The sequence below is a fragment of the Flavobacterium ginsenosidimutans genome, assembly GCF_037478105.1.
GTDB lineage: Bacteria > Bacteroidota > Bacteroidia > Flavobacteriales > Flavobacteriaceae > Flavobacterium > Flavobacterium ginsenosidimutans.
Genome location: NZ_CP147988.1, coordinates 2725106 through 2745078, shown reverse-complemented (window position 1 = coordinate 2745078; position 19973 = coordinate 2725106). Strand labels below are relative to the sequence as shown.

The following is a 19973-nucleotide window of genomic DNA, read 5'->3' as shown; positions in this document are numbered from 1 at the left end:
AATTTAAAAAGCAGACAATCAGCACCAAAGCATTTCATTTTTCAATAAATAAAAGCGTCGTAATTTCTTGATTATAAATACTACTTTTGACATTTTAGAGTTAAAGTATTTATGTTGAAAAAATTACTGTTTTTGACTGTTTTCTTTTGTTTTTCTGTGCTTCAGGCTCAGGACACTGAAACGCTGTATAAAACCAAAAAAGTAATCGCTTCAAAAGATACCATCCGATTAGAAAAAGTCGCTATTAACTCTGGATTTTTTCAGATTCTAAATACCAAAAATGAACCTATCGATTCGACTTTTTACAAAGTTGATTTTCAAAAAGGCTTTTTACTTTTTAATGAAAAATTCCAATCGGTTTCTGATACTTTAATTGTCAATTATCTTCAATATCCCGATTTCTTAACCAAAGAATACAGCCTTTACAAAGCAGATCAGATGGTCAGCAGCGATGTGGGAACCGAAAAACTCTATCGAATAGATAATAATGCCAACGCTAAAAAAGCAGCTCCTTTTGATGGTTTAAATACTTCTGGAAGCATTACTCGCGGAATTACTGTCGGGAATAATCAAAGTACAGTTTTAAACTCCAATTTAGATCTTCAAATTACGGGAAAAATTTCAGACAAAGTTAGTTTGAGAGCCTCACTTCAGGATAGCAATATTCCGCTTCAGGATGGGGGTTATTCCCAAAAATTGGATCAGTTTGATAATATTTTCATGGAACTTTTCAGCGATGATTGGAACATTCGCGCCGGCGATGTCTTTTTAGAAAATAGAAAAACGCAATTTTTAAGTTTCAATAAAAAGGTTCAGGGGCTTTCTGCAAGTTTTGATTTTGACAATGAAAAAAGTAAAACCAATGTTTTTGCTTCGGTGGCTTTTGTAAAAGGCCAATATGCCAAAAGTACTTTTACTGGACAAGAAGGAAATCAAGGTCCGTATAAATTAAAAGGTCAAAACGGCGAATTGTATGTGCTTGTTATTTCGGGTTCTGAACGTGTTTATGTAAATGGAGTTTTGCTGAAACGCGGTGAAAACAACGATTATGTTATTGATTATAATGCGGGAGAAATTGTTTTTACTTCGCTTTTTACAATTACTTCCGAAATGCGTATTAATGTTGAATATCAATATTCTGAACGAAATTATAACCGACTGGTTACCTACGCGGGCGCAACGCACGAGAGTAAAAAATGGAGTTTTGGCAGCTATATTTATTCTGAAAACGACATGAAAAACCAGCCTTTACAGCAAAATCTTTCTACAGAACAAGTTGAGATTTTAAGTCAGGCGGGTGATGATACAAATTTAATGAAAGCGCCTTCTGCTTACGAAGATACTTATGCCGACAATAAAATTTTGTACAAGAAAACAATTATCAATTCAGTTGAAATTTATGAATATTCAAATAATTCGGCTGATGTTTTATATAATGTAAAATTTAGTCTGGTTGGTGCAAATGCTGGAAATTATATCATTCAAAATAATAATTCTGTTGAACGTATTTATCAATATGTTGAACCTATAAATGGCGTTTTACAAGGAAATTACGAACCAATTGTACAGCTTGTTCCGCCGATTAAACTTCAGGTCGCGACATTTTTAGGAAAATATAATCCAGACGAAAAAACTTTAGCAGATTTTGAATTGGCTGTAAGCAATAATGATCAAAACTTATTTTCTGGAATCGATGATGCAAATAATACAGGAATTGCTTTTAAAACCAATCTTAAAAAAAGGCTCTTTTCCAGAAGTTGGAATTTGGACGCTTTCGCGAATTACCAATTTGTACAAGAGAATTTTCAATCGGTTGAACGTTTGTATAATATCGAATTTAACCGCGATTGGAATTTAACCGGTACACTTTTAGGAAATCAAAGTCTTTTGGTAACGGGTTTAAATTTTGATTTATTCGCTCAGAAAAAAAACGCTAATATTGGTTTATTGACCTATCAATTCGAGAAATTAGATTATAGCGAAAGTTATTCTGGTTCAAGACATACCACAAATGCTTTGTTTAAAATTAAAAATTGGACAATAGAAAACAACGGAAGTTTCTTGAATTCTGATGCCACAGCTTCGACTTCAAAATTCATTAGGAATCAAACCAGAACAAAATATCATTTTGGCAAAAATTGGGTTGGTGGGACTTTTCAATTGGAAGACAATCAGGAAAAAGATAAAGTTACCAATGAGTTTTCGGCTTTAAGCCAAAGATTCTCAGAATATGGTGTATTTACTGGACGAGGCGATAGTACGAAAGTTTTTGTTGAAGTTGGTTTTCTGCAAAGACGAAATGATAGTTTACAAAACGGATTATTGCAACACGTTAATAATTCTCAGACGTATTATTTAAAGTCGAAATTAATTCAAACCAAAAAGACCGATTTAGCTGTTTACGCGAGCTATCGGAATCTTGATTTTACGGACACTTCCAGACAAAATGAACCTTCGTTAAACTCCAGGGTTTTATACAACGATCGCTTTTTTAATCAGTTCATGCAGATTGGAACAACTTACGAAACCAGTTCAGGAACTATTGCGCAACAAGAATTTACATACGTTGAAGTGCCAACTGGACAAGGAGTTTACACTTGGAACGATTATAATGGAAACGGCATTCAGGAATTGGAAGAATTTGAAGTTGCTGTTTATCAAGATCAAGCAAGATATGTAAGGGTCTTTTTGCCGAATCAGGTTTACATTAAAACGAACCAAAATAAGTTTTCGCAATCTTTAACTTTGAATCCATTGCAATGGCAAAATGAAAAAGGTTTCAAAAAACTGTTGTCTTATTTTTATAATCAGACTTCTTTTATAATGGATCGAAAGGTAAAAAGTGAAGGCGAAAAACTAGAACTGAATCCGTTTGATTCATCCGAAGAGAATATTTTAGGATTAAATTCGAGTTTCAGAAACAGCTTATTTTTCAATCGAGGCAAACAAATACATTCTGTTACTTATTCTTATTTGGTAAATAAAGGAAAAAGTCTGCTTTCTGTTGGTTCACAACATGTACAGAATTATTCGCATCAAATTCAATATACCCATTTATATCAAAAAAGCTGGCTGTTTAATTTCTTTACCAAAACCATAAAAACGGATTTGGTTTCAGAAGATTTTGTGGAGAAAAATTATGATATAAAAGGATGGCAAATTGCACCGAAAGTCAGTTATTTATTTTCAAAAAACACTAAATTGGATTTCTTTTACGAGCTTCAAAATAAGAAAAACAAAATAGGGAATCTTGAAACTTTAGATCAGAACAGAATCGGGGTTTCTTTTTCTTATGCGGGAGAAAAGAAAGTAACGATAAATGGAGAATTTTCTTTTTATGAAAATAAATTTAGCGGAAACGAATTTTCTTCAGTAGGTTTTCAAATGTTAGAAGGACTTCAGGCTGGATCAAATTTGGTTTGGAAACTGCTTCTGCAAAAGAACATTACGTCTTTTTTGGATGTTAATTTAAATTACCAAGGCCGTAAAAGCGAAACAGGATCAACCATTCATACAGGAAATGTTCAACTTCGTGCATATTTTTAATGCGCTCCGAAAAAGATGACAATAAATTGTTTAATTTTAATTGAAATTTAAACATATGACCCTATGAAAAAATTAGTATTGTTCTGTTTAATGGTTGCTTTCTCTTCTAATTTTTACGCTCAGGAAACAACTGCAAAAACTGCGAAAAGCAAAACAGAAACTTCGGCAAAAAAAGCTAAAGCAAGCGCAGACAAAGCTTCGGCAGATGCTAAAAAAGAAGCAACGAAATCTAAAAAAGCAGCAGATGACGCAAAAACAGCTTCGTCTAAAGCAAAAAAAGAATCTGCAGACGCAGCAAAAAAAACTGCTGACAAAGAAGCTGCAAAAGCAAAAAGCGAAGCAAAAAAAGCAACAGCAGAATCTGACAAAGCTAAAAAAACAGCAGACAAAGCAAAAGCTGATGCAAAGAAAACTACCGCAAAAGCTGATGACGTAAAAGCTGACGCTACTAAAACGAAAGCAAAAGCTGATGCTACCAAGAAAGATGCAACTGCTGCTAAAAAATCGGCTACAAAGACTTTAAAAGAAACTAACGAAAAAGCGCCAGCTGTACCAGATAAAGTTACTGGAGAATACAATGGTAAAAAAGTGTATACTGGACCAAGAGGCGGTAAATACTACATTAATAAAAATGGTAATAAAACGTATATTCAGGATTAAGACTCTGAGATGCTAAGTTTCTGAGAGACTAAGGTTTTGAGCTTTATCACACCAATTTAAAAAGGGGCTGTTTTTAAAAACAGCTCCTTTTTTGCTTCAGAGAAGCGAAGTATTTATAGAAAATAATCGCCATCAAGAATGTAAAGCTCCAGAGGAGCGACATAAAATTGTGAAAAAATATGTCGCTCCTCTGGAGCTTTTTCATTTGTATTATTAAAATCCTATAAATATTTTACCCCGCTGGGGTTTTAGCAGAATATCTTTTTATAAATATTCGCATTCAGTCAAATGAATTATTCTTTTCAGACAAATCTTACTTGATATATTGTAGCTAAACTTATAAATTTCCTTATTAAGGTCATTTCGAAAACTCAAAATCACTTAACATAGAGATAATCTTATTAGAAAAAACTTATTCCTTTTTAATATACCCCCTGAAATTCCAAGAGTTTTTTAAAATATAGAGTTAATAATTTAGTAATGCCCTCGAAATAACATAGAAAACATATTTCTTTATCTTCGTTTTTAAAACGTGTTAAAAAATGAGCATAGATTATTCTGCGAATAAAACTATTTTAGTAGCTCCATTAAATTGGGGACTTGGACATGCTACTCGATGTATTCCTATTATCAAAGCGCTTCAGGAGAATAATTACATTCCCATTATTGCTTCTGATGGAGTTGCATTAGCTTTATTGCGAAAAGAATTTCCTTATATACAAACTTTAGAATTGCCTTCTTATCATATTGAATATGCAAAGAATGGTAAAAATTTTAAATGGAAACTGATTAAAAATCTTCCTAAAATGATTACGGCCATTTTGGATGAGAAAAAAATGATCAATAATTGGATCAAAAAACATGGAATTGATGGTATCATTTCAGATAACAGATTGGGGGTTTTTAGCAAAAAAGTGCCTTCTGTTTTCATGACGCATCAATTGAATGTTATGACAGGAAATACTACTTGGTTTACAAGTAAATGTCATCAGTATTTCATTAAAAAATACAATGAATGCTGGGTTCCTGATACTGCCGAAACAGTAAATCTTACAGGAGATTTAGGTCATTTAAAATCCAACGAACTAAATTTGAAATACATTGGTCCGTTGAGTCGTATGAAGAAAAAGGATACTCCAAAAATATATGATCTGATGATTATATTGTCTGGACCTGAACCTCAGCGTACTTTTTTAGATGAAAAATTACAAAAAGAAACAGCAAATTATCATGGAAAAGTTGTTTTTGTTCAAGGTGTTGTAGAAAAAACACAAACCAAAAAAGAGGTTGGAAATGTAACCTATTATAATTTCATGAACTCCAAACAGCTGGAACAGACTTTTAACGAAAGTGAATTTGTTCTTTGCCGTTCAGGTTATACTACTGTAATGGATTTGGCAAAATTGGGAAAGAAAGCTTTTTTTATTCCGACACCGGGTCAATACGAACAAGAATATTTAGCGATAAAACTTCAGGAAGAAAATCTTGTGCCTTATGCAATGCAAGACGACTTTACTATTGAAGATTTATCAAAAGTAAAATCGTTTAAAGGATTATCCCAATTTGAAAATAACATTGACTGGGATTCGTTATTTAAGGTTTTTGAAGACAAAATAGCATAATTTCACGCTGATAAAGCGGATCAAACAATACATTTCAAAATGATAAGGCTTTAACTAAACTAGTTTGGCTAAAGCCTTATTTATACAATAAAAAACCTCCAACTAAAGCTGGAGGCAATTCAAATTTTATATAAAAATCAGTTTAATCTGTGTCTTTTTAGAAGTTAAACTGTGCTTGCAATCTTAGTACATTTCCTTGTTGTCTGTTAATTGGAAGCGCACTATCTTCAAAAGTTCTGTCTGCTACTACGTATTCTGCTGTAAGTTCGAATGCTTTAATTGGCTGCCATTCGATACCAAATTCGTAATCTCTAACAACGTAACTTCTTGCATCTTTTTCGTATTTTTTACCTCCGTCATAATATTGAAATTTGGCGAAAGGATAAATACGTTGTTTTTTAATATCCCATTTATAATTTAATAAAACATAACCTCCGTTCAAATCAGTTTGGTCAATTGTATTCGTTAGCGTATTGTATCGAGGCCCAGTTCCGATGTTGTATTCCGTTTGGATTCCGAATGGTCTTGGGTATAATACAAAAGTTGCTCCAACTCTCTGATCTTTTACATATTGAGGATCATTAACAATTACTCCTGAAGAAACTTCTCCAGTAAAAGCCCATTTTCCTGTATAAGCCTGAATTCCTGGTTCGATGATTTGGCTTCCAATAACAAATGGATAAGTAACTCTCGCCACAACATTTAAATCTCTATTTCCGTCTAACTTATTTGCAATCTGACCGTTGTAAACCCCTAAAGCGAAAACTCCAAAATCGCCAGAACCTTTGTAACCGTCTTTAACTAACATTTCAAAACGCTGTCTAATTTCGGCTGGAGCCCAGTAAAAGAATATTCCTAAATCACGTTCATTTAAGATTGAAGAGTTGATTGCATCGGCGCGGTCTAAAGTTAAACGCTGTGAACTTGATTGCATATTTTCAAATCCGTACGGAATTTTACTTTGTCCAATACGAACGCGGTATTCTTTTTTCTTATCAAAAGAAAGATCAAAATACAAGTCACGTATCTGCACAAAATTATTAATTCCACTTGCTGGTGAGCTCGCAAAATCGGGTTGAAAATAGAAGAATACATTTGGATGCACTTGTCCAGAAAACACTAAACGTGCACGGCGAATAAAAAGTCCGTTGTTTGCTTGTGCATCTGGAGCTGTAGAAGTTGTTCCCCAAGATCTATCACATTGTTCACAAGAAACTTTATCATTTGTAGAAAACAAACCATTATATCTGATTTGGGCATAACCTCTAAGAGAGATTCTATCGTACCAATGTTCTTCAACTCCTCCTCCAGATTTTGTCTCTGGAAGTTTAGCTTTGTTTATAGAATCTAAAATACGCATTACTTCGTTTTTCACATCCTGTTTATTCAGTTCTTGCTTATTTGTTTCCTGTGCATTGGCAGCACAAGCTAGCAGTAATAAAACGGCTAAAAGTTTTCTTTTTATCATTAGTTCTGTAATTCCCTTAATTTCAGGATGCAAAGATGGAGCACCTATGTTAAGAAATCATTAACCAGATGTTACTATAATAAAAATTTAATGTTATGACCTAAATCGAAATGTTTATTTATCGTTAAACACCTTTGTTTTAGGGCTTTCAGCAAAACTGGCGTTACAATTTTTTAACGTCGATTTTTGTTGCTTTATTTGCTTTTTCGAGTGTAAAAGAGAATTCAGAGCCAATTCCGAACTCACTTTCTACATAAACTTTCTCTTTATGTGCTTCAATAATATGCTTTACAATCGCTAATCCTAAACCAGAACCTCCTTCAGAACGAGTTCCGCTTTTATCCACTCGGTAAAAACGTTCAAAAAGTCTTGGAATGTTTTGTTTTTCAACACCTTCTCCGTTATCACTAATACGTATTAAGACTTTTTTCTTGGTTAAGTTTACTACGCCAACTTCAGTCAGACCGCCTTCTTTTCCGTACTTAATAGAGTTTACAATCAGGTTTTCTAAAACTTGCTGAATTCTGTCCTGATCTCCTCTAATTATTACAGATTGAACATTTTTACTTTCAAAAGCTAGTTTAATTTTCTTTTTATCGGCCTTCATTTCAAGCAGTTCGAATACATTCTGAATTAATTCGACAATATCAAAATCAGTCATATTTAAATCTAAATCGCCTGATTCTAATTTGGTAATCATATCCAAATCTTCTACTATATAAATAAGGCGCTCTACTCCTTTTTCGGCACGTTTTAAATATTTTTTTCTGATATTTTTATCATCCATTGCCCCGTCAAGCAAAGTTGAGACATAGCCTTGAACAGTAAATAAAGGTGTTTTTAGTTCGTGTGAAACGTTTCCTAAAAATTCTCTTCTATATTGTTCGCGAATTTCGAGCATTTCGATTTCGAGCTTTTTATCTGTCGCAAACTTTTTCACTTCACGCGAAAGCGTTTCCATGTCTGTATTAATCGGTTGATTGATTAATGTTGTTGATTCTAACAACGAAACCTCATCGTAAATTTTCTTCACTCTTCGGTAAATAAAACGTTCTACACGATATTGCAAAACCAGAAAAGAGAAAATATAGATTGCGATAATGAAAATTATTCCAAACGCAACTTGGTGTTTTAATTGATTTTTATAAAATAATGACATTAACATCAGTACAAATCCTGTTGTAAAGAGACTGATATACAATGCCGATTTTATAGCAAATTTGTATGTTTTTTTAAAATTAATCTTCATTGAAAAATTGAACCATTAAGAAATTAAGAAAATTAAATTTTGTTTTTAAGCTGTCTTCTTCTGAGTAAATCAAAAAACAAAAAAGGAATAACTCAAAAACCATATAAGAAAATGAAGATTATACAGCTTCAATTCTTATATGGTTTAAATGTATTGAATATTTTTAAAAGAATTTGAAAGGGTTTAAATCTTTACCAAAATTCTAAAATCACTTAGAACCTTAGCATCTTAAAAATCTAAACTTCAAATTTATAGCCTACTCCTTTTATGGTTTTAAAAAGATCTTCGCCTATTTTTTCGCGCAGTTTTCTAATGTGAACATCAATTGTTCTTCCTCCAACCACAACTTCGTTACCCCAAACTTTATCCAGGATTTCGTCTCTTTTAAAAACTTTTCCTGGTTTTGAAGCCAACAGATAAAATAATTCGAATTCTTTTCTTGGCAAAGCAATTTCTACATTGCCTTTTATGATTTTGTATTCCTCACGGTTAATCTCGATTCCGCCTACATTTAGAGTATCTGTAACAACTTCTTGTTCTTTTAACCTTCTTAACAACGCCTTTACTTTAGAGACCAATAATTTTGGTTTAATTGGCTTCGTAATATAATCATCAGCACCGGCATCAAAACCAGCTACTTGAGAATAATCTTCACTTCTTGCTGTAAGGAATGTTATGATAACATTATTTAATTCTGGAATTTTTCTAATATGCTCGCAAGCCTCCATTCCGTCCATTTCTGCCATCATCACGTCCATAATGATTAGTTCTGGCAGCTCTTTCTGTGCTTTTGCTATAGCATCTTTTCCGTTAGAAGCTGTAACAATCTGATAGCCTTCCTGAGCGAGGTTATAGCCAACGATTTCTAAGATATCTGGTTCGTCGTCAACTAATAAAATCTTAGTTTGAGTTTTTTTCATAAATAGCAAAAATTGAGATTTTTATATCGAAACTTTTTCATTAGATATTCGATATTTCTTATTTCACAGGGTAAATATACTAACAAAAGAACCTTTAAAAAATGGTGTTAACCGTAATTTAATCTCGTAACAATTTGATAATCTTAACAACACAAAAACATAACAAGTCGGTAACATGGACTTCACAGAGCGGTTCTTTCTTTGCACCAAAATATTAAGACACAAACACAACACTGAAAAAAAATGAAATTTAATTTAAGATTTCTCTTTATTGCATTATTTATCTGTACGATTTCGATCGCGCAAAACAAAGGTACGATTTCTGGAGTTCTGACTGATAAGGAAATGAACAACGACGCTCTGCCATTTGCTAATGTATTAGTTAAAGGTACAAATATTAGCGTAAATACCGACGTTGACGGAAAATATTCGTTAAGCGTAAATCCTGGAAATTATACTTTGATCTTTAGTTTCCTAGGATATGAATCTGTAGAAGCTCCAGTTGTCGTAAAAGCAAACGAAACTGTAGTGGTTAATCAAGCTCTTTCTTCTGGAAGTTATACACTGAAAGATGTCGTTGTAAAATCGGCGGCAGTAAACAAACAAAAAGAATCAGCATTATTATTGGATCAAAAAAATGCAGTTCAATTTAAAGCTGCTATTGGTGCTGAAGAAATTGCAAGAAAAGGAGTTAACGACGCTGCAAACGCTGTTGCTAAAGTAAGCGGTGTTTCTAAGCAAGATGATTCTGGAAATGTCTTCGTAAGAGGATTAGGCGACCGCTACAATGTAACTACTTTAAATGGTCTTCCGTTACCATCAAACAATCCAGCAAACAAAAATATTCTTTTAGAAATTTTCTCTACAAACATTGTAGACAACATCGGAATTAGCAAAACTTTTGAATCTCAAAACTATGCAGATTTTGGAGGAGCTAATATCGATATTAGTGCAAAAAAATTCAGCGGAAAACCTTTTGTTACTTTTTCAATTGGTACTGGTGCAAATACAAATGTTTTAGGACAAGATCATTTCTATCTTCAAGACGGACCAAGTTATACAGGATTTAAAAAAGTTGGAGTTCCTGATTCTCCATTGTTGCCATATAGCTATGCAACAAGCTGGGATAGACAAGATAATAAGAATGTATTAAATGCTTTCTACACATTATCTGGAGGAAAGAGATTTACTATAAACGACGAAAGTTCGATTGGTACTTTTGTTACAGGTTCGTTTAGCGCAAAAAACAAATATACTCAAGGTTACAGCAGAGGAGGAATTACTTCTGATGGAGATATTTTTTCTGACTTTATCAGAACGGCTTACAAACATAGCACTACTACAACTGTTATGGGTACAGCTGATTATAAAATCAATAACAAAAACTCGATCTTCTTTACTTCTTTATTCTTAAATTCAAGTGATCAAGATTATAGCGAGTACGAAGGAACAAATCAGAATTTTGACGGTGGTGGAGACGCTCAACAACAAATTAGCGGTTTTATCAAACGTGGAACTTTCGAAAGAACTCAATTAATTGTAAACCAATTAACAGGAAAAAACAAATTCAACGATCAGTGGAATTTGAATTGGGGAGTAGGATACAGTATGTCTAATAGTGCTGTTCCAGATCGTATGCAAAACTCTTTTGTATACGCTCCAAATGCTATTGACTATACATTTTTCACTAATTCAAACATCAATAATCACAGATTTTTTCAAGACTTAAAAGAAAATGAAATTGCAGCAAATGTTGCTCTTTCTTATAACTTCAAAAAAGGCAGTGATGACACTTATAGAGGAAAATTAACTGTTGGTTATTCAGGAAAATTCAAAGATGTGGATTATGATATGCAACAATATTCATTCTTCCCAGACAGAACTACAATTTCTTTCCCTAAAGAAGACATACACAATGTAGACAATTACTTAGATCCTGCACATTGGGGTTCATCTTACTCAAATAGAATTCACCAAATGTATACTGGAAATTTAGATATTAATGCTGGATTCCTTAATGTACAATATTCTTTAACTGAAAGATTGAGTGTAATATTAGGTGCTAGACTAGAACAGTTGACTCAGAATGTTTTCTTTGTAACAACAACAGTTCCAGGTGGAGGAAATTCTAATGATTCGAAGTTTAACATTTTACCAAGTTTAATTTCAAAGTATACGTTGAATGACAAACAGAATTTAAAATTCTCTGCAAGTAAAACTTACACACTTCCTCAGTTTAAAGAAAAAGTGCCAATTATTTACGAAGATGTTGCACAAGCATACGAAGGAAACCCGAACTTATATGCATCAACAAATTACAACTTTGATTTAGGATGGGAATTTTTCCCGAAAGCGAGTGAATTAATTTCTGTAACTGCGTTTGGAAAAATTATTCAAAACCCAATCAACGAAATGTTCTTGAACTCTTCATCAAATGATATTTCTTATGCAAATACAGGAGACAAAGGAACAGTAGCAGGAGTTGAAGTAGAATATAGAAAAGATCTTTTTGAAATTGAAAAAAGTGACAATCTAAAAACAAAACTTTCTTTTGACGCAAACGGATCATATTTATATACAAAACAAGATTTAAGCAACGAAAAAGTAAACAATGAAAATGATTTTGGAGCTAACTTTACTTTTACATCAAGTAAATTAACTGGAGCTTCTAATTTCCTTGCCAATGCGAACTTATCATTCTTAAACGAGTTTTCAGAAAACAAAGATATTTCAGCAACAGTATCTTATTCTTATTTCTCAGATAAATTAGCTGTTATTGGAACTTCAAGAGTTGGAAACATGGTAGATAAAGCAGTAAACAAACTAGACTTTATTGTAAACTCTAGCTTGACTAAAAACTTAAAAATTGGTCTTATTTACAACAACATTTTAAATCCAACTTTTAAACGTGTTCAAGAACAAGGAGAAGTACCAGGAAAAGAGTCTGTAGGTGATATTACTGTAACTTCATATAAAGCAGGTTCAGATCTTAGACTTACATTAAACTATACATTCTAAAAAAGATTTTTCTACAAGCATAAAAAGGTGATTAGCAGCTTGCTAATCACCTTTTTTATTTGACGCAAGTCTAATGTAAATTTTATATTAAGACAAGGCGTTTTCATCACTATATACTTAATGCATTGTTAATATCGTCTTAACTCAGCAAAAACATATGTTCGTTTACTTTGCCTTGAATAAATAAAACAATAAAACACAACAAAAATGAAAAAAAGTTTATTTGCAATGGCTGCAATATTAGGACTTGCTTTAACAAGCTGTAGTTCTGATGATAATAACAACACGAACAATAGTTCTTTTGTTTTAAAAGTTGACGATTTAAAAGGAGAAATTAAAGACGGTACAGTAACTTTAGATCCTACTCAAACTTATACTCTAACAGGAGGTCTTATTGTTAAAGGTGGAGCTACTTTAGTTATTCCTGCTGGAACTGTAATCAAAAGTTCTGCTACTGCAGAATCAACTTCTTTATATATCGCTGTAGAGAGAAATGCTAAAATCAATATCAATGGTACTGCTGCTAAACCAGTTGTTATGACATCTGGAAAAGCAAGTCCAGCTCAAAGTGACTGGGGTGGATTAATCATCGCTGGTAACGCTAAAGTTAACACTGGAGACAATGGTACTTCTGAAGTAGGTTCATTAAGCTATGGAGGTAATGATAATGCAGATTCTTCTGGAAACATCAACTTCTTGAAAATTTCTTACACAGGTTCTAAATATACTTCTGAAAAAGAATACAATGGAGTTTCTTTCTTCGGAGTAGGTTCTGGAACAATCGTATCTGATATCTACACTTTCGAAAGTGGTGATGACGGAATTGAGTTCTTCGGAGGAGCAGTAAACGCTACTAACTTAGTAATCGTAAACTCTTATGATGATTCTCTAGATTTCGCTGACGGATGGCAAGGTACTGCTACAAACGTTTACATTAAAGGTGTTACTAAAGCAGGTGTTGAAGGATCTACTAACGCAAAAGATCCAAGTGGAGCTACTCCAATGACAAATGCTAAAATCAACAACATCTCTATCATTAAAGGTGATGCTGCTTTCTTAGCTGACGAAAAAGCAATCAACTACAAAGAAGGTGGTGGAAAACAAGCTTACACAAACTTATATGTTGCTGACGGAATGCCTGCTGCTTTAGCTAAATTATCTACAGATGCTGGTGCAACTGCAAATATCGCTGCTGGTAACTTTACTATCACAAACTATACTTTCGGAGCTTCTATAACTGATTTTACAGGTCCTAAATTATCAGGAACAACTACTGGTGCAACTGGTGCTGGTGCTGGTGCTGATTTACCAACTTGGGCTAACTGGACTAAATAATTAAAGTTCTAATACCAAATAGAAAAGCTGTCTGAAATATTTCAGACAGCTTTTTCATTTTAATCTATTTTAGGAAAGAAATAATATACTCTGATTATAGATGTTTAAAGAACAACTATCTAATAACTTCGAACACATAATGTTAAAAACATCCTAAATATTTAGGATGTTTTTTTTTGGCGTGCTTTTTGTAATTTTTTTTGTATATTTACAATAATCAAATACACGCGATGGCAAAAAACTACTTTTATATTACTTTCTTATTGGCATTTTTCTTCACTGTAAGCGTATCAGCGCAAGACAGCAAGCAATTACCAAAAACTCAAGAATCTACTTCTATAGAGGGACTTAGCTTGTATCCTAACCCAGTGACTAATGGAAAAGTCTATATATCATCTAAAAACGATTTAGAGAAGGAAATTATTGTGTTTGATATTTTAGGTAAAAAAGTATTGCAGGCACATTTAGCCTCAAGAGAATTAAGTGTCTCAGAATTACCTCCAGGTGTTTACATCATCAAAATAAGCGAACTAAATGCATCGGCAACCCGAAAACTCATTATAAGATAAAAGCTCCTTTGGAGCTTTTTTTAGTTTTCAGTCGCAGTCGCAGTTTTCAGTTTATATACTTTGTCAAACACTGAGACGGAAAACTTTGACTGAACACTTTTTTAGTTTACAGTCACAGCCTGAGTTTTCAGTTTATAAACTTATCGAATACTGTGACTGAAAACTGAGACTGAAAACTAAAAAAAAGTATCTTTGCAAAAAAAAGTTTTGATCACAGCCCAAGATATATTTACCATTTCGAGTCAGAAACAATTTGAAAAAATAGCACTAAAAGTGTTTCGTTTTCAGCACGAGAACAACAAGGTTTATCGCGATTTCTGTGATTTTTTAAACGTTAATCCGCAACAAGTAAAATCGCTACAGCAAATTCCTTTTTTACCCATTCAGTTTTTCAAAAGTCACGAAGTAGTTTCTAATACAGAACCTGCTCAAGTAACTTTTACGAGCAGCGGTACAACTGGAATGATTACCAGCCGACATTTAGTGACCGATGTTTCCCTATATGAGGAAAGTTACCGCAAAGGTTTTTCTCAGTTTTATGGCAATATTGAAGATTATGTTGTTTTAGCCCTTTTACCCTCCTATTTAGAACGCGAAGGCTCTTCGTTAATTTATATGGTAGAAGATTTAATAAAACTCTCTAATCAGCCTGAAAGTGGGTTTTATTTGCATAATCACGACGACCTAATCAAAAAACTCCTTGAATTAGATGAAGCAGGTCAAAATGTAATCTTAATTGGCGTTACTTATGCTTTATTAGATTTAATCGAGAAACATCAATTCAACCTTCAAAACACCATTATTATGGAAACTGGAGGAATGAAAGGAAAACGCAAAGAAATGATTCGAGAAGAATTGCATGAAATTTTATGCAAAGGTTTTGGCGTTTCATCCATTCATTCAGAATACGGAATGACAGAGCTTTTAGCGCAAGCTTATTCTTTAGGCGAAGGTATTTTCGAATGTCCTTCTTGGATGCATATCTTAGTTCGCGACCCAGAAGATGCTTTAACTTACGTTAAAGATGGAAAAACGGGCGGAATTAATGTGATCGATTTAGCAAATATCAATTCGTGTTCTTTTATCGCTACGCAGGATTTAGGCAAAAAATATCCCAACAACTCTTTCGAGGTATTGGGACGTTTTGATAATTCTGATATTCGTGGCTGTAACTTGATGGTTCTTTAAATTGGTTAATCGTTGATTTGTGTAATCGTTTAATCGCAAAAAATCGATTAAACAGCTAAACAATTAACCGATTAAACAAAAAGAAAAATCAATTTTCCTCTGTTACACCTATACTTTCAATTCCTTCTATTTTTTGAAGCGCTTTTTCTTTTTCTCCTTTACTTTCTAGTAGTTTATAAACTCCATAACAAGCTAAAGCACCGCAAAGCACAAAAAGTATATTCCAACCTGGATTAGTAAAGCTGTTGTCATCTACACTATCGACACCGCCAATCAAAACAGCCAAAAGTCCGGTGGCAAAACCTGCAACAAGAGTACCTCCATAATAAGCTATTATTCCGATAGCGAAATAACCCCATTTGTTCTTGTCATATTCAAGAGCCAAATTGGTATATCCTTTCCAAATCCAGTAAATAAGTAAAATTCCAATCATATTAGTTTTGTTAGTTTTTAGGGAATAAACTTAATAAAAAAAGGATTACATTTTCAAAAAGAAATCAAATAGATTCAATATTCCGTAGGGATACCTTTTTTATGGAAAAAAATTACATCTGCCGAATTAATCAAACGTTCCTACGGAACGTATAACCGCAAACCAAATTTTAGTTCTACCGATGAGACATTCCTACGGAATGATTTTTTTTAAATAAAAAATCCCAGCTTTCTTAGAAAGCTGGGATTTATATATTCAATTTAAAAGATCCTGATTCGATTAAACAATTAACCGATTAAACAGTTAAACCCTTTTAAACCACTCTAATCACAAAATAATTTTTCTTTCCGCTTTGTAATAAAACGAATTGATTATTAATTAAATCATTTGCAGTTAAAACGAAATCTTCTTTTATTTTTTCTCTGTTTACAGAAATTGAATTTGCTGTTAAAGCTCTTCTCGCCTCTCCGTTTGATTTAAAGAAACCCGTTTTCTCGTTTAAAACAGTGATAATATCCAAACCGTTTTCTAAATCAGCTTTTGCGATTTCGGCTTGTGGAACACCGTCAAAAACTTCTAAGAAAGTCGCTTCATCCAATTTTTTCAAATCTTCTGCAGTTGAATTTCCAAACAAAATATTTGAAGCCTGAATTGCTTTCTCTAATTCTTCACGATTGTGAACAAAAACAGTAATTTCTTCTGCCAATTTCTTTTGTAAAACTCTTAAATGCGGAGCTGTTTTATGCTCTTCGATTAATGCATCGATTGTTTCTTTATCTAAGAAAGTAAAGATTTTAATGTATTTTTCAGCATCTACATCTGTTGTGTTTACCCAAAATTGGTAGAATTTGTACACAGAAGTTTTATCTGCATCCAACCAAACATTTCCTCCCTCAGATTTTCCAAATTTAGATCCGTCTGCTTTTGTAATCAAAGGAGTTGTTAAAGCATACGCTTTGGCATTCTCGCCTCCCATTCTGCGCACTAATTCTGTACCTGTGGTAATATTACCCCATTGGTCAGAACCTCCCATTTGCAGAATACAGTTGTTGTTTTTATATAAATGATAGAAATCGTAACCTTGAATTAATTGATATGTAAACTCTGTAAAAGACATTCCCTCACCTTCTCCACTAAATCTCTTTTTTACAGAATCTTTAGCCATCATATAGTTTACGGTAATTCTTTTTCCAACTTCACGTGCAAAATCGATAAAAGAGAATTCTTTCATCCAATCGTAGTTATTCACCATTACAGGTGCATTTGCTTCGGTTGAATTAAAATCTAAGAAACGAGACAAGACACTTTTGATTCCAGCTACGTTTTTAGCCAAAGCTTCTTCGTCAAGCAAGTTTCTTTCATCAGATTTACCAGAAGGATCTCCAATCATTCCCGTTGCTCCACCAACTAAAGCGATCGGTCTGTGACCAAAATTCTTTAGGTGAACCAATAAAATAATCTGAACCATACTTCCGATGTGCAGTGAATCTGCTGTTGGATCAAAACCGATATAGGCAGTGGTAGCTTCTTTTAGCAATTGTTCTTCCGTTCCAGGCATACTATCATGGTATAACCCGCGCCATTTTAATTCTTCAACTAGATTCTTCATTTTTTTAAATAATTTGCGCAAATGTAATCAATGTCAATGGTAATGACAAAAAAGTATGCCACGAAGACACTAAGACACAAAGCTTTTTATTTATATAACATTTACGCCTTAACTCTTTGTGGCAAAATTCAAAAAAACTATTTGATTAATTTTACAACCTAATTTACACTTTTAAATTCCCAATATTCCATGTCTTATCATACCAATCTTTATTGCTATTAATTCCCAATTCAAAATTATCTTGATCGACATTCAATTCCGAAACAATCTTTTCAAAAGCCAAATTTCCAAATTTGACAAGAGTTGGATACCATCGAGAAGGTACAGAATCATGATTAAATTCCTCAAAAGATTCTAACTCAAAATCTGCTGGATTACAAAATCTATCGCTTTCGTTTGGTTTAAACATTTCTGCCATCTTAAAATCGCCTTCAGATGTATATTTTTCGTAATACCTTTCGTTATATATATTTGACTTATCTATATTTTGCAACGAATTACTTTTACTATCAAAACTTATAGCACTAACTTTAGCCAAACGGTCTGTCCAAATACTTGCAGTATAGATTACAAAATTTGGGTTTTCAATCTTCATTCGCTTTATAGCATTTTCGAGCATTTTATCTAATTCACGTATATAAGTATTTTGCTTTTCCATAATTTACAATTCCGCAACTTAATAATTGCAAAGATATTGATAGAGGTCTTTGTTTTATAAAAAATAATAATATTCTTACTTTTTAGAATCGTTAAAAACTATACTTTCTAAATCTATAAAATGAACTTGTGTATCTGAATTCAAAATCCTCCACAACTTTGTCCCTCTGCAACTTTGCACCTTTACAACAAAAACTTATCTTTACAACATGATATTAGTAACTGGAGGAACTGGTTTAGTCGGCGCACATTTATTGCTTCATTTAATTGAAAATGGAGAAAATGTTCGGGCAATTTACAGAAGCAAAAATAAGATTGAGAAAACAAAGGCGGTTTTTGATTTTTATAAAAAACCCAATTTGTTTGAAAAAATCAATTGGCTTGAAGCCGATATTCTCGACGTACCTTCACTCGAAACTGCCTTTATTGATATCAAACAAGTTTATCACTGCGCTGCTTTTATATCATTTGAACCAAGAGACGAAGAAATCCTTAGAAAAACCAATATCGAAGGAACTGCCAATATGGTCAATTTTGCAATTGCCAAAGAGGTAGAAAAATTCTGCTATATCAGTTCGATTGCCGCTTTAGGAGATATCGCTCCGCACGAAACCCATATTACAGAAGAAACAGACTGGAATCCAGAAAAGCCACACAGTGATTATGCTATTTCTAAATATGGAGCCGAAATGGAAGTGTGGCGCGGACAACAAGAAGGCTTAAATGTTATTGTTGTAAATCCTGGAGTCATTTTAGGTCCTCCACAAATGATGCATATTTTTGACGAAGGCAGTAGCGAAATCTACAGAAAAGTTTCTAACGGATTACCATTTTACACATTAGGAAGTACAGGATTTATTACCGTTGACAATGTCGTAAAAACTAGTTTTGAATTGATGAAAAGCGAAGTTAAAAACGAACGCTTTACGCTTATCTCAGATAATATCGTTTTTAAGGATCTTTTGAATACAGTTGCCGACACTTTAAAAGTAAAAAGACCTCGTTTTCATGCCAAGCCTTTTTTAATGAATGCGTTGTGGATTACAGATGGAATATTTTCGACTTTATTTTTCAGAAAAAGAAGCATTACCAAAGCAACGGCAAAAGCTTCTTATTCGAAGAATTTATATAGTAATGAAAAAATAAAAACCGCTCTAGGAACGGTTTTTACTGATATTCATAAATATATTTTAGAAAGCTCTAAACTATAAGTTTCTTCTGTGCTTTCTTTGTGCCATTTTTATAGAATCGATATTAATCTTCGGAATTGTTTTTTTAACTGAATCTTTTGAAGCTTCTTTTGATTCTTTTGGCTTATTTTTATTCTTCTTAGCTGCTTTTTTCTCGTCAATTTTAGCCAGAGAATCAGCCGCTCTTTGATTTACGGCTATTCTTTTGTTCACTTGAGCAAACATAGCTGCATAGTTTTCATAATCTGAAGCATAATACATATTGTTCTGCGCAAACTGAAGACTATCCACTTTATATTTCTTTAAAATAAACTTAGTTGCATCACTGTCTATAGAATCTAAAGACAATGGTTTTTGATATCTCATTGCTTCTAGAATAGACAAATCGTACATAATATCAACCATTTTTTCTTTCTCAATAAGCTTTGCAGGCTGTTTTACCAGCTCTTTTTTACAGCTTATAGAAAGAAACAAAACCAATATTATTACTATAAAATTCTTCATAGCTG

General features: G+C 33.0%; 15 protein-coding genes. 8 read left to right on the top strand and 7 right to left on the bottom strand.

The window, feature by feature from the left end; translation table 11 throughout:
* Nucleotides 1–111 precede the first annotated feature (111 nt).
* The 3 genes from V6624_RS12110 (at nucleotide 112) to V6624_RS12100 (ending at nucleotide 5828) form a co-directional block, all read left to right on the top strand.
* Entirely contained in the window at nucleotides 112–3546 is a 3435-nt protein-coding gene (locus V6624_RS12110; protein ID WP_111287013.1) for a hypothetical protein, read from the top strand.
* A gap of 63 nt (nucleotides 3547–3609) precedes the next feature.
* Nucleotides 3610–4206 (top strand): hypothetical protein, encoded by a 597-nt coding sequence (locus V6624_RS12105; protein WP_338841888.1) that lies wholly within the window; start codon nucleotides 3610–3612, stop codon nucleotides 4204–4206.
* 542 nt (nucleotides 4207–4748) lie between these two features.
* Entirely contained in the window at nucleotides 4749–5828 is a 1080-nt protein-coding gene (locus tag V6624_RS12100; protein ID WP_111287015.1) for a glycosyltransferase, read from the top strand.
* A gap of 157 nt (nucleotides 5829–5985) precedes the next feature.
* Here V6624_RS12100 and V6624_RS12095 read toward each other — a convergent pair whose 3' ends face one another.
* The 3 genes from V6624_RS12095 to V6624_RS12085 form a co-directional block, all read right to left on the bottom strand.
* The gene (locus tag V6624_RS12095; RefSeq protein ID WP_338841887.1) at nucleotides 5986–7296 is read right to left on the bottom strand and encodes a porin; all 1311 of its coding nucleotides are present in this window, start codon (nucleotides 7294–7296) and stop codon (nucleotides 5986–5988) included.
* 163 nt (nucleotides 7297–7459) lie between these two features.
* Nucleotides 7460–8545 (bottom strand): sensor histidine kinase, encoded by a 1086-nt coding sequence (locus tag V6624_RS12090; protein ID WP_111287019.1) that lies wholly within the window; start codon nucleotides 8543–8545, stop codon nucleotides 7460–7462.
* 236 nt (nucleotides 8546–8781) lie between these two features.
* Nucleotides 8782–9465 carry a response regulator transcription factor gene (locus tag V6624_RS12085; protein WP_008465097.1) on the bottom strand — a complete coding sequence of 228 codons (684 nt, stop codon included), beginning with the start codon at nucleotides 9463–9465 and terminating at the stop codon, nucleotides 8782–8784.
* Nucleotides 9466–9708: 243 nt separating this feature from the next.
* Here V6624_RS12085 and V6624_RS12080 point away from each other — a divergent pair, with 243 nt between their 5' ends.
* The 4 genes from V6624_RS12080 (at nucleotide 9709) to V6624_RS12065 (ending at nucleotide 15575) form a co-directional block, all read left to right on the top strand.
* On the top strand, nucleotides 9709–12483 hold the full coding sequence (locus tag V6624_RS12080; protein ID WP_338841886.1) for a TonB-dependent receptor: 2775 nt from the start codon (nucleotides 9709–9711) through the stop codon (nucleotides 12481–12483).
* 207 nt (nucleotides 12484–12690) lie between these two features.
* Nucleotides 12691–13818 (top strand): hypothetical protein, encoded by a 1128-nt coding sequence (locus V6624_RS12075; protein ID WP_338841885.1) that lies wholly within the window; start codon nucleotides 12691–12693, stop codon nucleotides 13816–13818.
* Nucleotides 13819–14048: 230 nt separating this feature from the next.
* On the top strand, nucleotides 14049–14387 hold the full coding sequence (locus tag V6624_RS12070; protein WP_111287025.1) for a T9SS type A sorting domain-containing protein: 339 nt from the start codon (nucleotides 14049–14051) through the stop codon (nucleotides 14385–14387).
* A 207-nt stretch (nucleotides 14388–14594) separates the two neighbouring features.
* Nucleotides 14595–15575 carry an acyl transferase gene (locus V6624_RS12065; protein WP_338841912.1) on the top strand — a complete coding sequence of 327 codons (981 nt, stop codon included), beginning with the start codon at nucleotides 14595–14597 and terminating at the stop codon, nucleotides 15573–15575.
* Nucleotides 15576–15663: 88 nt separating this feature from the next.
* Here the strand turns inward: V6624_RS12065 and V6624_RS12060 are convergent, their stop codons facing one another.
* The 3 genes from V6624_RS12060 to V6624_RS12050 form a co-directional block, all read right to left on the bottom strand.
* Nucleotides 15664–16008, bottom strand: a complete 345-nt coding sequence (locus tag V6624_RS12060; protein WP_338841884.1) for a hypothetical protein — start codon at nucleotides 16006–16008, stop codon at nucleotides 15664–15666.
* A 313-nt stretch (nucleotides 16009–16321) separates the two neighbouring features.
* Nucleotides 16322–17617: a tyrosine--tRNA ligase gene (tyrS, locus tag V6624_RS12055; RefSeq protein WP_338841883.1), complete on the bottom strand. Its 1296-nt coding sequence runs from the start codon at nucleotides 17615–17617 to the stop codon at nucleotides 16322–16324.
* A gap of 163 nt (nucleotides 17618–17780) precedes the next feature.
* A complete protein-coding gene (locus V6624_RS12050) occupies nucleotides 17781–18275 on the bottom strand; it encodes a hypothetical protein (protein WP_338841882.1) in 495 nt (164 codons plus the stop codon).
* Between the two features lie 208 nt (nucleotides 18276–18483).
* Here V6624_RS12050 and V6624_RS12045 point away from each other — a divergent pair, with 208 nt between their 5' ends.
* The gene (locus V6624_RS12045; RefSeq protein ID WP_338841881.1) at nucleotides 18484–19485 is read left to right on the top strand and encodes an NAD-dependent epimerase/dehydratase family protein; all 1002 of its coding nucleotides are present in this window, start codon (nucleotides 18484–18486) and stop codon (nucleotides 19483–19485) included.
* On the opposite strand, the gene V6624_RS12040 is transcribed toward V6624_RS12045, so the two are convergent.
* The gene (locus V6624_RS12040) at nucleotides 19480–19968 is read right to left on the bottom strand and encodes a DUF4296 domain-containing protein (RefSeq protein ID WP_204251682.1); all 489 of its coding nucleotides are present in this window, start codon (nucleotides 19966–19968) and stop codon (nucleotides 19480–19482) included. The two genes, V6624_RS12045 and V6624_RS12040, sit on opposite strands and share 6 nt — an antisense overlap.
* Between the last annotated feature and the right edge of the window lie 5 nt (nucleotides 19969–19973).

Bases quoted from the DNA above. Each gene is read 5' to 3' on its own strand.
- V6624_RS12080 (WP_338841886.1), top strand. From the start codon at position 9,709: ATGAAATTTAATTTAAGATTTCTCTTTATTGCATTATTTATCTGTACG.
- V6624_RS12090 (WP_111287019.1), bottom strand. From the start codon at position 8,545: ATGAAGATTAATTTTAAAAAAACATACAAATTTGCTATAAAATCGGCA.
- V6624_RS12050 (WP_338841882.1), bottom strand. From the start codon at position 18,275: ATGGAAAAGCAAAATACTTATATACGTGAATTAGATAAAATGCTCGAA.
- V6624_RS12085 (WP_008465097.1), bottom strand. From the start codon at position 9,465: ATGAAAAAAACTCAAACTAAGATTTTATTAGTTGACGACGAACCAGAT.
- V6624_RS12060 (WP_338841884.1), bottom strand. From the start codon at position 16,008: ATGATTGGAATTTTACTTATTTACTGGATTTGGAAAGGATATACCAAT.
- V6624_RS12070 (WP_111287025.1), top strand. From the start codon at position 14,049: ATGGCAAAAAACTACTTTTATATTACTTTCTTATTGGCATTTTTCTTC.
- tyrS (WP_338841883.1), bottom strand. From the start codon at position 17,617: ATGAAGAATCTAGTTGAAGAATTAAAATGGCGCGGGTTATACCATGAT.
- V6624_RS12075 (WP_338841885.1), top strand. From the start codon at position 12,691: ATGAAAAAAAGTTTATTTGCAATGGCTGCAATATTAGGACTTGCTTTA.
- V6624_RS12040 (WP_204251682.1), bottom strand. From the start codon at position 19,968: ATGAAGAATTTTATAGTAATAATATTGGTTTTGTTTCTTTCTATAAGC.
- V6624_RS12045 (WP_338841881.1), top strand. From the start codon at position 18,484: ATGATATTAGTAACTGGAGGAACTGGTTTAGTCGGCGCACATTTATTG.
- V6624_RS12100 (WP_111287015.1), top strand. From the start codon at position 4,749: ATGAGCATAGATTATTCTGCGAATAAAACTATTTTAGTAGCTCCATTA.
- V6624_RS12095 (WP_338841887.1), bottom strand. From the start codon at position 7,296: ATGATAAAAAGAAAACTTTTAGCCGTTTTATTACTGCTAGCTTGTGCT.
- V6624_RS12110 (WP_111287013.1), top strand. From the start codon at position 112: ATGTTGAAAAAATTACTGTTTTTGACTGTTTTCTTTTGTTTTTCTGTG.
- V6624_RS12105 (WP_338841888.1), top strand. From the start codon at position 3,610: ATGAAAAAATTAGTATTGTTCTGTTTAATGGTTGCTTTCTCTTCTAAT.